Raw genomic sequence first — 12,747 nt, forward strand, 5'->3', positions numbered from 1 at the left:
CAGGGCTCGGAAACCGTCGTTGATCCAGCGCTGCGTCCAGACGGTGCGGCCGGCGTCGTCCACGCCGAGCGCGGTGAGCTGCTTCTGGATGCGCAGGTTGTTCAGCGGGTGGATGTCGCAGGCGACGATCGCGGCCATGGCCCGCACGGTCGCCCGTTCGAAAGGGTCCTTCGGCAGGAGGGCGGGTTCCGGGTGAACCTCCTCGAGCCATTCCAAGATGGCGAGACTCTGGGTTAGCACCTGGCCGTCGCCCGTCTGCAACGCCGGCAACAGCTCCTGGCGGTTCAGCCCGGCGTAGGTGTCCGCGTTCTGCTCGGCCTTGAGCAGGTTCACCGGCGCGTAGTCGTAGGGCAGTCCCTTGAGGTTCAGACCGATCCGGACGCGGTAGGGGGCGGTGGCCCGCCAATAGCTGTGCAGGACGAAAGCCATCAGGTCACCGTGAAGGAGAGTTGGCCCACGCCCTCGACCTCGCCTTCGACGCGGTCGCCGCGCACGAGCGGACCCACGCCCTCCGGCGTGCCGGTGAAGATCAGGTCGCCGGGAGCGAGCGCCCAGAGCCTCGAGGCCTCGGAGACGATCTCGGCGACGTTCCAGATCATGTCGGTCAGGCTGGCGTCCTGGCGGACCTGGCCGTTCACCGACAGGCGGATGCGGCCGGCAGGGACCGCGCCCGACCAGCGGCGGATGGCCGAGATCGGCGCGCTGTCGTCGAAGCCCTTGGCGCTGTCCCAGGGCTGGCCCTTGCCCTTGGCGGCGGCCTGCAGATCGCGGCGGGTGAGGTCGACGCCGACGGCGTAGCCGAAGATCAGGTCGAGGGCGGCGTCGGGCGAGACGTTCCGGGCGGCCTTGCCGATGGCGACCACCAACTCGATCTCGTGGTGCAGGTTGGCGGTCGCGGAAGGATAGGCCGGGTCTCGGCCCGGCGGCGCCACGGCGTCGGCAGGCTTGGAGAAGAAGAACGGCGGATTGCGGTCGTCGCCGCCCATCTCGGCCCGGTGGGCGGCGTAGTTCTGGCCCACGCAGAGGATCCGGCGAACCGGAAAGACCGCCGCCTCCCCTTCGACCGGGACCGTGGGGACGGGGGCGGGTGCGATCGCGAACTCGGCCATGGCCGCGCATTTAGGCCGGTCGGCGCGCGCTGTGAACCCTACCTTGCGTCAACCTCGCCCTGAGTTATGGCGAGGACATGAGCGACACCGAAACCGCTAGAGGCCCGCTGGCCGACCTCGTCATCATCGAGATGGGGACCCTGATCGCCGGGCCGTTCTGCGGCCAGATCCTGGGCGACTTCGGCGCCGAGGTGATCAAGATCGAGGACCCGAAGACGGGGGACCCCATGCGCCAGTGGGGCCGCAGCCTGCCCAAGGGGCTCTCGCCCTGGTGGCCGGTGATCGGGCGCAACAAGAAGTCCGTGGGCCTGGACCTGCGCACGCCGGAAGGCCAGGAGATCGCCCGCGCGCTGATCGCCCAGGCCGACGTGGTGATCGAGAACTTCCGGCCCGGCGCCATGGAGAAGTGGGGCCTCTCCTACGAGGCGCTGTCCAAAATCAACCCGCGGCTGATCATGGCGCGCGTGTCGGGCTTCGGTCAGACCGGCCCCTACTCGCAGCGCGCCGGCTACGGCCTGATCGGCGAGGCCATGGGCGGGCTGCGATACGTCACCGGCGAGCCCGACCGGCCGCCGGCGCGGGCCGGCATCTCCATCGGCGACAGCCTGGCCGCGATGCACGCGGCCATGGGCGTGCTGATGGCCCTGCACCACCGCGAGCGGACGGGCCTGGGCCAGGTGATCGACGCGGCTCTCTACGAGAGCGTACTGGCGGTGATGGAGAACCTGGTCACCGAGTACGACCTGACCGGCTATGTGCGCGAGCGCTCGGGTTCGATCCTGCCGGGCATAGCGCCGTCGAACGCCTATCCTTGCGCGAACGGCGAGATGATCCTGATCGGCGGCAACGGCGACACGGTGTTCGCGCGGCTGGCGGAGGCCATGGGCCGGCCCGAACTGGCGGCCGATCCGCGCTTCCGCGACCATGCGAGCCGAGGCCAGAACCAGGCCGAACTCGATGGGATCGTCGCCGGATGGACGGGCGAACGGACGCTGGACGAGCTCTTGACGCTGCTGGAGGCGAAGGGCGTGCCGGCCAGCCGGGTCTATCGCGCCCCTGACATGCTGGAGGACCCGCAGTACGCCGCCCGCGAGGCCATCGTGGAGACGGACCATCCGGTGTTCGGTCGGGTGAAGATGCAGAACGCCTTTCCGAAGATGTCGGCGACGCCGGGCCGCGTGCGCTGGCCGGGGCCGGCGCTGGGCCAGCACACCGACGAGGTGCTGGCGGCCCGGGCGGGATGTTCGGACGGGCGGCTGGCGGCGCTGCGCGCCAAGGGCGTCATCTGAGGCCCGGAAATGAAACGCGGCCCGCGACCTATGCCGCGGACCGCACTCCGAAGTGAGGGTCGCTTGATCCGGGCGATCTCCCGTGGCCGCCGGTCCGGCCCCCGCGACTGCGCCGCGGGCCTCCTGAGCCCGGTGTGTAAGGCATAGCTGTAGGGGAGCCGAGGCGGCGCCTTGTCTCAGGGCGTCCTGCCGCGCGTCAGGACGCCGCGAGCAGCTCGGCGACGGCGGCGGCCACCTGGGTGACGTCGTAGGGCTTGCGGATCACGGGCGCGTCGAAGCCGCCCGGCGCGCCGCCGTTCTCGCCGTAGCCGGTGGCGAAGACGAAGGGGATGTTCCGCTGCGAGAGCACCTCGGCGACGGGCATGACCGAGCGGCCGTTGAGGTTGGCGTCCAGCACGGCGGCGTCGATCGGCCGGTCCAGCAGCGCCATGGCCTCTTCCAGCTCGTAGGCGGGTCCGACCACCTCGGCGCCGGCCTCGGACAGGCCCGTTTCAAGCTCCAGCGCCAGCAGCACCGCGTCCTCGACGATCAGCACGCGCGAGCCCTTGAGGCTGGCCGGGCCGCTGGAGGTGACGACCGTCTCTGTGACCCGGGGCGTCGGCGCGTCGGGCACTGTCTCGGGCCGGGGCGCCACGGCCTGCGGGCCGGCTTTCAGCCGCGCCCGGACGCCGGCCGGCTGGTACTCGACGATCGCCTCGCCGTTCAGCTCGCGCCCGGTCACCTGTTCAAGCAGGGTGGAGCCGAAGCCACGCCGCCGGGGCGGGACCACGCGCGGCCCGCCGCTTTCCGTCCAGACCAGTTCGAATCCGCCGGCGGGCAGCGGGGACCAGCGCACGTGCACCTGGCCGCTGTCGACGGACAGCGCGCCGAACTTGACGGCGTTGGCGGCCAGCTCGTGCAGCGCGAGCGACAGTGCGTTGGCCGCGCGCGGGGTCAGGAACAGCTCGGGCCCTTCCGAGCGGACCTGGCCAGGGGCCAGCGCCTTGAGCTCGGCCGCCACCAGGTGCTCGACGGCGGCGCCGCGCCAGCGGGCGGCGGTGAGCAGCTCGTTGGCCGAGGCCATGGCCTTCAGCCGGCCGCCAAAGTTCGAGAGGAAAGCCTGCAGCGAGGTGGTCCGCTTGGCGGTCTGGATCGCCAGCGCCTGGACCGTGGCCAGCACGTTCTTCACGCGATGGTCCAGCTCGGCCATCAGCTCCTGGCGCTGCTCGTCCTCGCGCCGGCGGGCGGTGATGTCCTGCACGATGCCGGTGACGCTGATCGGCTGGCCCGCGTCGTCGCGCAGGATCACGCCGGCGGCGCGGACGCAGATGGTGCGGCCGTCGTCGGGGCGGACATGGCGGAACTCGGCGTCGAAGGCGTTGCGGCCCGCAAGGTCGGCTTCGCGCTCGGCGAGGACGGTCTCCAGGTCGTCCGAATGGATATGCGTCTGCAGCGCCCGGCCGCCCTCGGCGGGGGCTTCGCCAGCCGGCAGGCCAGTGATCGCGGCCATGCGTTCGCTGATCACGAAGACGTCACGGGCGATGTCCCACTCGAACTCGCCCAGGCCCGCCGCCTGGAGGGCCAGATCGAGGCGGCGGCGGTCCGGACTGCGGTCCAGCTCTCGCGTCATGTGGCGAACATAGGGAAACGCGGGGAAGGACGCGACCGGTTTTGACGCAACGGCGGTTGGTGTTTGCGGACGGGGCGGGGCCGCCTATGTTGGAGCCCCAAACAGCCAAGCTCTCCGGAGGCTTCCGCCATGCCCAAGGCCAACGAGCTCACGCCCGACGACGCCGCCCCGGCCAACGACGCCGCCGGCCTCACCGCCGAGGCCCAGCGGGTGCTGGCGGAGGCCGCTCAGCGCATCGAGGCCGCTGTCCAGGAGGGCCTGGAGCAGCTGCGCGCCCAGAGCCGCGTCTACGCCGACGCCGCCGGCCAGCAGCTGGAGGACGCCTCGGAATACGTCAGCGAACAGGTTCGCGCCCGGCCGCTGGCCGCCACCGGCCTCGCCCTGGGCGTCGGCGTGGTGATCGGCCTGCTGCTGGCTCAGCAGACCCGCCGCCCGTAGACGCGCCTTGATCCTGAAGCGCCTCTTCGCCCTCGCCGCGGCTTTTGCGGCGATTGCCGCGGCAGTCGTCGTCTGCATCGTCGCGGCGGCGTTCACGCTCTATGCGGTGGGCCGCCTCTGGCTGCCCCCGGCGGGGGCGGCCGCAACGGTGGCCCTGGCGTTCGCCGCAGTGGCCGCAGCCGTGGCGGCGGTCGCCGTCCGCAAGCTGCCGCCGCCCGAGACCGTCGAGGAGACCTCGCTGGTCGAGCGGCTGATCGAGATGGCCAAGGCCCGTCCGCTGGTCGCCACCGGCGCGGCTGCCGCCCTGGTGACCCTGCTGGTGCGCAATCCCAGCGTGATTTCGGCCATCGTCAGCGCGGTGATCGCCGGGACCGCCGCAAAGCCTGAGGCGAAGTAGGGCGGAACACGGCAGAGCTCGAGGCGTTGCCATGACGCAGGCCAAGCTTCGCCTGCGCTGGAGATATCCCATGCTCGGTTGGGTGGTGACCTTCCTGGTGGTGGCGCTGATCGCCGGCGTCCTCGGCTTCACGACGGTGGCCGGGGCCGCGATCGAGATCGCCAAGGTGATCTTCGTCGTCTTCCTGGTGCTGTTCCTGGTGTCGCTGGTGCTGCATCTGGTGCGCGGCCGGGGAACGGGCCCCGGCCCGCTCTAGCGCGGCCGCCGGTCCAGCGACCAGGTCCGATAGGGCTCGTAGTGAGAGCCCGTCCAGGCGAGGGCGGTGACGCGGAAGCAGCCGTCCTCGACCTCGACGATGTTGAAGCCCGGCGGCACGCCGCGCTCGCGCACCGACAGCGTGCCCGCGCCCACCGCATAGGTGCGCCCGTCCCCATACGGATAGGGCCAGGTGAAGGGCGCGTGGATGTGCCCGGAGAGCACGAGGTCGACCTTGGCCTCGGCGAACGCCTTGGCCGCCGCCTCGCCGCCCCAGACCTTGGCCGTCATGGGACCGCCCAGCATCTCGATCAGCGGGTGATGGACGACCACGATGCGGACGCAGTCCCGCGCCTGGTCGTCGAACCAGGCCGCGGCCTCGTGCGCCTGGCGCAGCGAGATCTGGCCCTTGGACCAGTTCAGCCGGGGCTGGGCGCCGCGGGCGGTGTTGACGCCGCGCACCGCGAAGCCGCCGCCGAGCCAGGTCTGAGCCGGCGCCGCGCCGATCCAGCGCTCGAAGCGGCGGAAGGGCGTGAAGACCCGTTCGATCCAGGCCAGGTACGGCGCGTCGTGGTTGCCCGGCGTCACCAGCCGCTGCTCGGGCAGGCCGTCCAGCCAGGCCTTGGCCTTCTCGAACTCCCAGTTCTCGCCGTAGCGGGTCAGGTCGCCCGAGACGATCACCAGGTCGAAGTGTTCGCGGGTCAGGCGCTCCGCGGCCGCGGCGACCGCCGCCTCGTTCTCGCCGCCGAAGTGGATGTCCGAAAGGTGCGCCAGACGGATGGTCACGTCAGACGTCCTTGGGAATGGTGAGCACCCGCGCCACGGCTCGTTCGTAGCGGACCTCGGTGGCCGCCTTCAGACGCACAGATTCGCCGTCCAGAACGGCGGGGATCCCCTCGGCCGACCAGATCCGGGCCCGCTGACAGCGGCGGCTCTCGACGGCCGGGTCGTCGCGCCAGTCGCGGACCAGCGCGTTCACCCCCAGCCGGATCACGTCGGCGACGCCCTTCACGTCGAGGGCCGCGGCCTCGAGCGCGTGCTCCTCGTCCGCGAGGGCGCGGGAGGTGGTGGGGCACATGAAGACCATGGCCTCGGCCTTTTCGCGCGGACCCGCGTCGAGGCTGTAGCGCAGGCGGCCGGTGAAGGCGCGGCGCAGCGCCCGCTTGGCGCGCGTCCAGGCCAGGCGCTTGCGGCCGTAGCGCGCCGCCTCGCGCGCCGGCGCCCACAGGGCGGGCGAGCCCAGGATGGCGGCCACCATGAAGCGGTGGCCCTCGACCTCGCCGCCGCCGAGGTCGCGGACCTCACCCTGGGCGAGCGCGATGCTGAGCGCGTCCTGCCAAGGACGCACGCCGTAGATCGCATGAGGCAGCATGTTCATCGTCCCGCCCGGCAAGGGGGCGATCACCGGACCGTCGGGCCCCGACAGCTCGGCCGCCGCGCGGGCCGTGCCGTCTCCAGCCAGGACCACCAGCAGGTCGGGCGCCGCGTCGACCGCCCGGCGCAGGCAGTCGCCGAGCTCGTCGGTCGTGGGCGCGCAGACATTCGCGGGCACGCCGTAGTCGGCGAAAATCTTCTGAAGTTCGGCCGGCGCGTCGTCGTCGACGCTGCCGGACGCCACGTTCGCGATGACTTCAACGCGGCGGATGGCCGTCACCGCCCCCTCCCCGGCCAGCTAGCCGGGACGATCGGCCGTGTCGGTCCGGTCGGCGGCGTCGCCGATCGCACGACCGGCGTCGCCGGCGGCGTCACGCACGACGGGCTCAGCCTTGTCGGCCGCCACGGACAGGTTCTGGTCGACCACCTTGCCGGCGCCGCCGAAGGAGCCGTTGATGGCGGCAAGCGCCATCAGCACCACGCCCACGAGCGCGGCCACGATGGTGAAGGTCATCAGGACCGGATGCCGCTTGCGGCGGGCGAGCGCGTCGCGCCGGCCCCGTTCGTAGGCCTCCCGCAGGTCGGCTCGGTCGTCAGCGTCGCGCCGGGAGCGATCGTTGTCGAGGGTGTGTGCAGCCACGTCTCCAGCCTCCTCTCAAGGGGCGTCCGGGCGATGCAACGGCGTGCCTTCCCCTTGGTTCCGGCGGAACTGTGAAGCTGTGGAGGCGTTTGGGAGGCCGTGGGGGACACGTAAGGAGAGCCAAGGAATGCTCAAGCCTCTTATCGCCCTCGTGGGCGCCGGCGTTCTGGCGTCGGCCTGCACCACCAGCGGGAATACGGAAGCGAACGCCGTCGGCGGCGCGGCGCTGGGCGCCCTCACCGGGGCCGCCATCGGCGCGGTGTCGGGCGACGTGGGCGTCGGCACGGGCGCGGCTGTCGGCGCCGGCGTCGGCGCGGTCGCGGGCGCCGTGAAGGGTTGCCGTGAAGACGGCGGCTGCGGGGCCTCGCCCTCGAACCGGCGCCAGTACTACGATGAGCGCGCGGGCCGCTATTACTACTACGACCCGGGCACGGGCCGTTATTACTGGGAAAACGGCACGCCCCGCTAACGGGCTGAACGCCTGATTCAAGACGGCGAGGGCGGTCGGATACTGTGTCCGGCCGCCCTTTGTCGTGCGAGCGGCAGAGGCCCAGCAGGGGCCGATCGGGAGGATGGGCTGATGGGGATGACCAGGACGACGGTTCTGATGATGGCGGCGGTCGTGGCTCTGGCCGGCTGCCAGACGGTACGCAACGCGCGCGACCGGCTGGTGAAGTCGCCGCCGCGCTGCGAGGACCAGACGGTGCAGATCTACTTCGAGCCGGACGTGGCCGAAGTGACGCCCGAAGGCCGGCAGGTGATCCGCGAGGCCGCCGCCATGACCCGCGGCTGCACGGTTGGGCGCGTGAGCGTGCTGGGCCTGGCCGACGCGGCGGGCGATCCGAACGCCAATCTCGAACTTTCGAAGAAGCGCGCCCAGTCGGTGACCGCCGCCCTGGTGGCCGCCCAGCTGCCGGCCGCCGAGTTCAACGTCGCGGCCGCGGGCCAGGCGGGCGCCGTGACGACGGACGGCAGGACCGCCCCGCTGCGCCGGCGGGTCGACGTCACCCTGCACATGGCGAAGTAGCCGGACCGCTCGGAGAGGCGGGCCCGCGGCCCGCCGCGCGCACAAAGAAGAAGGGCGGGCCTGGCGGCCCGCCCAGTGTGCATCATCGAGAAAAGGGGTGCGGAGACGGCAGACTGGCATGCTCGCCAGTCTCAAGTCGGGGGGGGCGTCGCCGCCTCCGCATGGTCTAGAACACCAAAGCCCTGGAAGCGTTCCGGACAGGGCCAACTTTTTTCAGGAATTTTTTCGCGGCGGCGAGAGCGTGCGCGGCGCATCGGCGGATCGGGCGGCTCGCCCGCGAAATCGTCCCGCAAGTTCAATCCCTTGCAAGGCTTTGCCGGACGCGCGGAACGACGCTCCCGCTCCGGACGTTTCGCCCCGTGGCGGGGGTCTCGAGAAGCCCGCCTGCGAGGAGAGGGCTCGACCATGCGCAATTCCTTCGCGTCCAGTCCGCTCAGCACGCGGCGCGGCGTCCGGCTGATGAAGACGCCGAGCTACCGGCAACAGGTGGCGCGGCGCCGCTGGATGGTCGCCGGCGGCATGCTGGCGCTGGCCCTGGTCAGCGGCGCGGTGGGCATGCTGACCGCCAGACCCGATCCGCGGGGCGCCGTCGAGACCGGCCCCTTCAGCTATTTCCCGTATCAGTAAGGAGACTTTCATGGCGCCTACGACGCGCGAGACTTCCAGACCGGCCGTCGGCGCCACGCGGGCGCGGCAGGGCCGTTCGGGCCGGCACGTCTTCTGGGTCCTGCTGTTCGGCACGCTGCTGGCGGCGCTCGCGCTGTTCGCGGCCTGGACCTGGCGAGCGGGCGACCTGCAGTCGACCAACTCCAACAACGGCCCGGCGGCCGAGGCCCCGGTCTTCAACGCCCCCGAGCCAGCCCCGATCAACTCGGCGGTCGAAGGCAACAACGCCCCCGACAACCTGGCGCCGGCCGGCGGCGAGCGGCCGAACCCCACCTCGCCCACGCCCTGAGCCGGCGAGCTCCCGGACAAAAGAAAAGGGCGCCGCTCCCGTCCGGAGCGGCGCCCTTGGTGTTTGGGACCGAAGCGGCGGCCTAAGCCGCCTGCTTGCTGGCCTTGCGCGGATGGAAGAACAGGGCCTGGCCGATCGCCGCCTTCACGGTTTCCGGCTGGAACGGCTTGGTGATCAGGAAGGTGGGCTCCGGGCGCTCGCCGGTCAGCAGGCGCTCGGGGAAGGCGGTGATGAAGATCACCGGCACGTCGTAGCGGGCCAGAATGTCCTTCACCGCATCGATGCCCGACGAGCCGTCAGCCAGCTGGATGTCGGCGAGCACCAGGCCGGGCGTCTTGCGGGCGACGGCGTCCACCGCCTCGGTGCGGGTGGCGGCGATGTCGACCACCGTGTGGCCCAGCTCCTTCACCAGCGCCTCGATGTCGGCGGCGATGACCGGCTCGTCCTCGATGATCAGGACGTCGGTGGCGAGTTCGGCGTCGATCTCGGCCTGGGCCTCGGCGATCAGCCGCTCGACCTCGGCGAAGTCGGCGCCCAGGATCTGCGCGGCTTCCGACGGGGTGAAGCCTTCAAGCGCGGTGAGCAGGAAGGCCTGGCGCGAGCGCGGGGCGATGCGCATCAGGCGACGGGTGGTGTCGTCGGCCGAGATGTCGTCTTCCTGCGGGCCTTCGAGCTGGGCGCCCGAGGTGCACCAGATGGCGTGGAACACGTGGTAGAGCGCCACGCGCGGGGTCATGCTGGCTTCCAGCACCCGCTCGCCAGCCGCGAGGGCTTCAAGGGCGACGCGGACATAGTGGTCGCCGGTGGCCTGATCGCCGGTGAGCGCACGGGCGTAACGGCGCACATAGGGAAGATGCGGCGCAAGGCGGGCTAGCAGACTCAAAGGTGACCCCTCCCGAGATTCGGATCGAAAGCGCAGCAGGCGACGGGGGCTCCGCCCCGTCAGCTGCATGATGGTCCGAAAACGCCAGCGAATGGAACCGGTTCCCTAATCGGCAGGTTTTCCGCATCTTGTCGTTTCCTCCGTGGGAACCCGAACGTGAGTTGAGACGTTGGACGGCGACAAGGAACTAGCGAGGGGGCGGCCGCCGCGCGAGCGGAGCGCCGACGACATGATAGAACAACGTCCTTCACCGGATCGTAGCCGGCCGTCTGCGGCCCTGGACGAAGCCCGCCTGCGTCAGCAGGCGATCGGCGTGCGCCTGCGCCAGATGTTTGACGAGGTCGTCAACGAGAAGGTCCCGGACGAATTCCTGGACATCCTCCGCAGGGCCGACGAACGCGGCACGGGGGACCGTTGATGGGGGCTCTTCCGCAAGTCGAGCGCAAGGCCTCGGACGACGAAGCCTTCAAGCGCGAGCTGGTCCAGCTGATCCCGCACCTGCGGGCCTTCGCGCGCACGCTGTGCGGCGACCCCGCCGCGGCCGACGACCTGGCGCAGGACGCCATGATGAAGGCCTGGGACGCCCGCCAGAGCTTCCAGATGGGCACGAATATGAAGGCCTGGACCTTCATGATCCTGCGCAACCAGTTCTACTCCGAGAAGCGCCGGTCGTGGCGCCAGAGCCAGCTCGACCAGGAGGCCGCCGAGCGGACCCTGGTGGCGGTGGACGACCCGGAAGCGCCCGTCGCCCTGGACGAGCTGCGGCAGGGTCTGGCCATGCTCCCGCCGGAACAGCGCGAAGCGCTGATCCTGGTCGGCGCCGGCGGCTTCGCCTACGAGGAGGCCGCCGAGATCTGCGGCTGCGCCGTCGGCACCGTGAAGAGCCGCGTCAGCCGGGCTCGCCGGGCGCTGCACGCCATCCTGGACGAGGGCGCGTACGATCGCGACGGCGCCGCCGCCGGGGACGCCATGCGCTCTATCCTGGCGGATGCGGAGCGGCTAAGCACCGTCCGCTAAGGACGGGAAACAGCCAATGTTCCGCCTGCCCTCAGCCTCGCTGAGCACGATCCGCGTCCGCCTCATCGCGGCGCTGGCGGCCGCCCTGTTGCCGGTGCTGGCGCTGGGCGTGCTGCAGTCCGTGATCGGCTTCGAACGGGAAGGCCGGGTTCTGCGCGAGAACCTGGGCTTCGCGGCCGAACGCAGCGCCGCCACGGCGCGGGCGCGGATGGAAGGCGCCGATATCCTGCTGCAGACGCTGGCGCCGGGGGCCGTGGGCTTCCAATGCGCCCAGCGGCTGGCCCAGGTGACCCGCCGCATCCCCGGCTACGTGAACCTGATCCGGTTCGACCGGCAGGGCCGGGTGGTCTGCGCCGCAGGCAGCGTGCCGCCCGACGCCCAGCGGGCCGGCCGGCCCTGGTTCCAGCGGCTGGCGGGCGGCGAGGGCCTGACCATCACCCGCGATCCGGGCTCGGCCTACGCCAGCGAGCCCGCCGTCCTGGCCGCGGCCCGGGCCACGGCGCCGGACGGCCGCTTCGACGGCGCGTTCGCGGCGGTGATCGCGCTCTCCAGCCTGCAGCCGGCGGTGACCGATCCATCCCTGCCGCCCGGCGCGGAGGTGGGCCTGGTCGACAAGACCGGCGAATACATCACCATGACGACGCCCAGCGTCTTCCCCCGCCTGCCGCAGGACTGGCGGGCCAAGGTGAAGGCCAAGGGCTCGCTCGTCTGGTACGGCCGCGACGCCGAAGGCCGACGGCGGGTCTATTCCGCCGCGCCAGTCGTAGGCGACGAGGTCTATGTGGTGCTGTCAGCGCATTCGCCGGGCATCCTGTCGTGGGCCTGGCTGAACCCGCTGACCGGCATCCTCTTCCCGCTCCTGACCTTCGGCCTGGCGCTGACCGCGGTGTCGGTCGTGACCGATCGGGTGGTCGTGCGCTGGATCGCCTATCTGCAGCGGATCGCGGCGCTCTACGCCCGCGGCCGCCTCAGCGTGCGCCCGGTGCAGGCCGAACAGATGCCGCCCGAGATCCGCGATCTGGCCGAGACCATGGAGGACATGGCCGACGCCATCGTCGGGCGCGACGCCTCGCTGCGCGACAGCCTGGCCCAGAAGGACGCGCTGATGCGCGAGATCCACCACCGGGTGAAGAACAACCTGCAGGTCATCTCCAGCCTGCTGAACATGCAGCAGCGTTCGCTGTCCGACCCCGCGGCGCGCTCGGCCATGAGCGACACCCGCCAGCGGATCACGGCCCTGGCCCTCATCTACCGCGCCCTCTACCAGGGCCCGGACCTGAAGCGGGTCGACCTCCGGCCGTTCCTGGAGGAGCTCACGGCCCAGCTGGTGTCCGGCGAGATGATCCACGGCCCGGCGGTGCAGACTCAGCTCTCGGTCGACCCGCTGGTCATCGACCCCGACCGCCTGGCGCCGCTGGCGCTGTTCGCCGTCGAGGCCATCACCAACGCCCAGAAGCACGCCTTCGCCCAGCGCGGCGGCATGCTGACGGTGGACTTCACCGTCCGCGGCGAGGAGGCGGAGCTGGCGATCTCGGACGACGGCGCAGCCAGCGACGAGGGCCTGACCGCGTCGGGCGTCGGCCGCACGCTGATGACCGCCTTCGCGCGGCAGCTGCGCGGGCGCGTGGAGATCGTGCGCAACGCGCGCGGCGGCGTCACCGCCCGCCTGCTGTTCCCGACGCCCGCCGCCGACGGCCACGCGCCGATCCAAGGGAACCAGGCTGCGGCCTAGGCGTTGCGGCGACGCCAGATGC

The 12,747-nt window shown here is 71.5% G+C and carries 18 protein-coding genes; 11 read left to right on the top strand and 7 right to left on the bottom strand.

From position 1 onward, the window contains the following. On the bottom strand, nucleotides 1-429 hold a 429-nt coding region (gene maiA, locus RIF93_RS04810), incomplete at its 3' end, for a maleylacetoacetate isomerase (protein ID WP_309088970.1). After that, nucleotides 429-1,109, bottom strand: coding sequence for a fumarylacetoacetate hydrolase family protein (locus RIF93_RS04815; protein WP_309088972.1), 681 nt, complete (start codon nucleotides 1,107-1,109; stop codon nucleotides 429-431). The genes RIF93_RS04815 and maiA, both read right to left, overlap by 1 nt. 77 nt (nucleotides 1,110-1,186) lie before the next feature. On the opposite strand from RIF93_RS04815, the gene RIF93_RS04820 reads away from it, so the two are divergent. Then, entirely contained in the window at nucleotides 1,187-2,398 is a 1,212-nt protein-coding gene (locus RIF93_RS04820) for a CoA transferase (RefSeq protein ID WP_309088974.1), read from the top strand. A gap of 196 nt (nucleotides 2,399-2,594) precedes the next feature. Here the strand turns inward: RIF93_RS04820 and RIF93_RS04825 are convergent, their stop codons facing one another. Then, nucleotides 2,595-4,007, bottom strand: coding sequence for an HWE histidine kinase domain-containing protein (locus tag RIF93_RS04825; protein WP_309088975.1), 1,413 nt, complete (start codon nucleotides 4,005-4,007; stop codon nucleotides 2,595-2,597). A gap of 129 nt (nucleotides 4,008-4,136) precedes the next feature. Between RIF93_RS04825 and RIF93_RS04830 the strand changes: the two genes are divergently transcribed. The 3 genes from RIF93_RS04830 (at nucleotide 4,137) to RIF93_RS04840 (ending at nucleotide 5,098) form a co-directional block, all read left to right on the top strand. Then, nucleotides 4,137-4,445, top strand: coding sequence for a hypothetical protein (locus tag RIF93_RS04830; RefSeq protein WP_309088976.1), 309 nt, complete (start codon nucleotides 4,137-4,139; stop codon nucleotides 4,443-4,445). Between the two features lie 7 nt (nucleotides 4,446-4,452). Then, on the top strand, nucleotides 4,453-4,842 hold the full coding sequence (locus RIF93_RS04835) for a hypothetical protein (RefSeq protein ID WP_309088978.1): 390 nt from the start codon (nucleotides 4,453-4,455) through the stop codon (nucleotides 4,840-4,842). Nucleotides 4,843-4,912: 70 nt separating this feature from the next. Continuing rightward, nucleotides 4,913-5,098, top strand: a complete 186-nt coding sequence (locus RIF93_RS04840; RefSeq protein WP_309089040.1) for a DUF1328 domain-containing protein — start codon at nucleotides 4,913-4,915, stop codon at nucleotides 5,096-5,098. Here RIF93_RS04840 and RIF93_RS04845 read toward each other — a convergent pair. Genes RIF93_RS04845 through RIF93_RS04855 form a run of 3 tightly spaced genes read right to left on the bottom strand, consistent with a single transcriptional unit; the run spans nucleotide 5,095 to nucleotide 7,111 of the window. After that, entirely contained in the window at nucleotides 5,095-5,883 is a 789-nt protein-coding gene (locus tag RIF93_RS04845) for a metallophosphoesterase (protein WP_309088981.1), read from the bottom strand. The two genes, RIF93_RS04840 and RIF93_RS04845, sit on opposite strands and share 4 nt — an antisense overlap. A 1-nt stretch (nucleotide 5,884) precedes the next feature. Further along, complete coding sequence (locus tag RIF93_RS04850) at nucleotides 5,885-6,751, bottom strand: diacylglycerol kinase family protein (protein ID WP_309088983.1); 867 nt, start codon at nucleotides 6,749-6,751, stop codon at nucleotides 5,885-5,887. Between the two features lie 18 nt (nucleotides 6,752-6,769). Then, the gene (locus RIF93_RS04855; RefSeq protein WP_309088985.1) at nucleotides 6,770-7,111 is read right to left on the bottom strand and encodes a hypothetical protein; all 342 of its coding nucleotides are present in this window, start codon (nucleotides 7,109-7,111) and stop codon (nucleotides 6,770-6,772) included. Nucleotides 7,112-7,238: 127 nt separating this feature from the next. Between RIF93_RS04855 and RIF93_RS04860 the strand changes: the two genes are divergently transcribed. The 4 genes from RIF93_RS04860 (at nucleotide 7,239) to RIF93_RS04875 (ending at nucleotide 9,093) form a co-directional block, all read left to right on the top strand. Further along, nucleotides 7,239-7,580, top strand: a complete 342-nt coding sequence (locus tag RIF93_RS04860) for a YMGG-like glycine zipper-containing protein (protein WP_309088987.1) — start codon at nucleotides 7,239-7,241, stop codon at nucleotides 7,578-7,580. A gap of 111 nt (nucleotides 7,581-7,691) precedes the next feature. Further along, nucleotides 7,692-8,138 (top strand): OmpA family protein, encoded by a 447-nt coding sequence (locus RIF93_RS04865; protein ID WP_309088989.1) that lies wholly within the window; start codon nucleotides 7,692-7,694, stop codon nucleotides 8,136-8,138. 405 nt (nucleotides 8,139-8,543) lie between these two features. Beyond that, nucleotides 8,544-8,765: a hypothetical protein gene (locus tag RIF93_RS04870; RefSeq protein WP_309088991.1), complete on the top strand. Its 222-nt coding sequence runs from the start codon at nucleotides 8,544-8,546 to the stop codon at nucleotides 8,763-8,765. A 10-nt stretch (nucleotides 8,766-8,775) separates the two neighbouring features. Continuing rightward, a complete protein-coding gene (locus RIF93_RS04875; protein ID WP_309088993.1) occupies nucleotides 8,776-9,093 on the top strand; it encodes a hypothetical protein in 318 nt (105 codons plus the stop codon). Nucleotides 9,094-9,175: 82 nt separating this feature from the next. On the opposite strand, the gene RIF93_RS04880 is transcribed toward RIF93_RS04875, so the two are convergent. Beyond that, nucleotides 9,176-9,976 (bottom strand): response regulator, encoded by an 801-nt coding sequence (locus RIF93_RS04880; protein ID WP_309088995.1) that lies wholly within the window; start codon nucleotides 9,974-9,976, stop codon nucleotides 9,176-9,178. 169 nt (nucleotides 9,977-10,145) lie between these two features. On the opposite strand from RIF93_RS04880, the gene RIF93_RS04885 reads away from it, so the two are divergent. From RIF93_RS04885 to RIF93_RS04895, 3 genes are read left to right on the top strand one after another with little or no spacing between them, the layout of a single operon-like run. Beyond that, entirely contained in the window at nucleotides 10,146-10,394 is a 249-nt protein-coding gene (locus RIF93_RS04885) for a NepR family anti-sigma factor (protein ID WP_309088997.1), read from the top strand. Next, a complete protein-coding gene (locus RIF93_RS04890; RefSeq protein ID WP_309088999.1) occupies nucleotides 10,394-10,993 on the top strand; it encodes a sigma-70 family RNA polymerase sigma factor in 600 nt (199 codons plus the stop codon). Before RIF93_RS04885 ends, RIF93_RS04890 begins: the two co-directional genes overlap by 1 nt. Before the next feature lie 16 nt (nucleotides 10,994-11,009). Continuing rightward, on the top strand, nucleotides 11,010-12,725 hold the full coding sequence (locus RIF93_RS04895; RefSeq protein ID WP_309089001.1) for a sensor histidine kinase: 1,716 nt from the start codon (nucleotides 11,010-11,012) through the stop codon (nucleotides 12,723-12,725). Nucleotides 12,726-12,747: the final 22 nt, after the last annotated feature.

This window comes from Phenylobacterium sp., assembly GCF_031181185.1.
In the GTDB taxonomy this organism is placed as follows: Bacteria; Pseudomonadota; Alphaproteobacteria; order Caulobacterales; family Caulobacteraceae; genus Phenylobacterium.

Excerpts from the sequence above, each read along its gene's own strand:
- RIF93_RS04875 (WP_309088993.1), top strand. The coding sequence starts at position 8,776 with ATGGCGCCTACGACGCGCGAGACTTCCAGACCGGCCGTCGGCGCCACG.
- RIF93_RS04820 (WP_309088974.1), top strand. The coding sequence starts at position 1,187 with ATGAGCGACACCGAAACCGCTAGAGGCCCGCTGGCCGACCTCGTCATC.
- RIF93_RS04840 (WP_309089040.1), top strand. The coding sequence starts at position 4,913 with ATGCTCGGTTGGGTGGTGACCTTCCTGGTGGTGGCGCTGATCGCCGGC.
- RIF93_RS04865 (WP_309088989.1), top strand. The coding sequence starts at position 7,692 with ATGGGGATGACCAGGACGACGGTTCTGATGATGGCGGCGGTCGTGGCT.
- RIF93_RS04890 (WP_309088999.1), top strand. The coding sequence starts at position 10,394 with ATGGGGGCTCTTCCGCAAGTCGAGCGCAAGGCCTCGGACGACGAAGCC.
- RIF93_RS04870 (WP_309088991.1), top strand. The coding sequence starts at position 8,544 with ATGCGCAATTCCTTCGCGTCCAGTCCGCTCAGCACGCGGCGCGGCGTC.
- RIF93_RS04815 (WP_309088972.1), bottom strand. The coding sequence starts at position 1,109 with ATGGCCGAGTTCGCGATCGCACCCGCCCCCGTCCCCACGGTCCCGGTC.
- RIF93_RS04825 (WP_309088975.1), bottom strand. The coding sequence starts at position 4,007 with ATGACGCGAGAGCTGGACCGCAGTCCGGACCGCCGCCGCCTCGATCTG.
- RIF93_RS04860 (WP_309088987.1), top strand. The coding sequence starts at position 7,239 with ATGCTCAAGCCTCTTATCGCCCTCGTGGGCGCCGGCGTTCTGGCGTCG.
- RIF93_RS04895 (WP_309089001.1), top strand. The coding sequence starts at position 11,010 with ATGTTCCGCCTGCCCTCAGCCTCGCTGAGCACGATCCGCGTCCGCCTC.
- RIF93_RS04830 (WP_309088976.1), top strand. The coding sequence starts at position 4,137 with ATGCCCAAGGCCAACGAGCTCACGCCCGACGACGCCGCCCCGGCCAAC.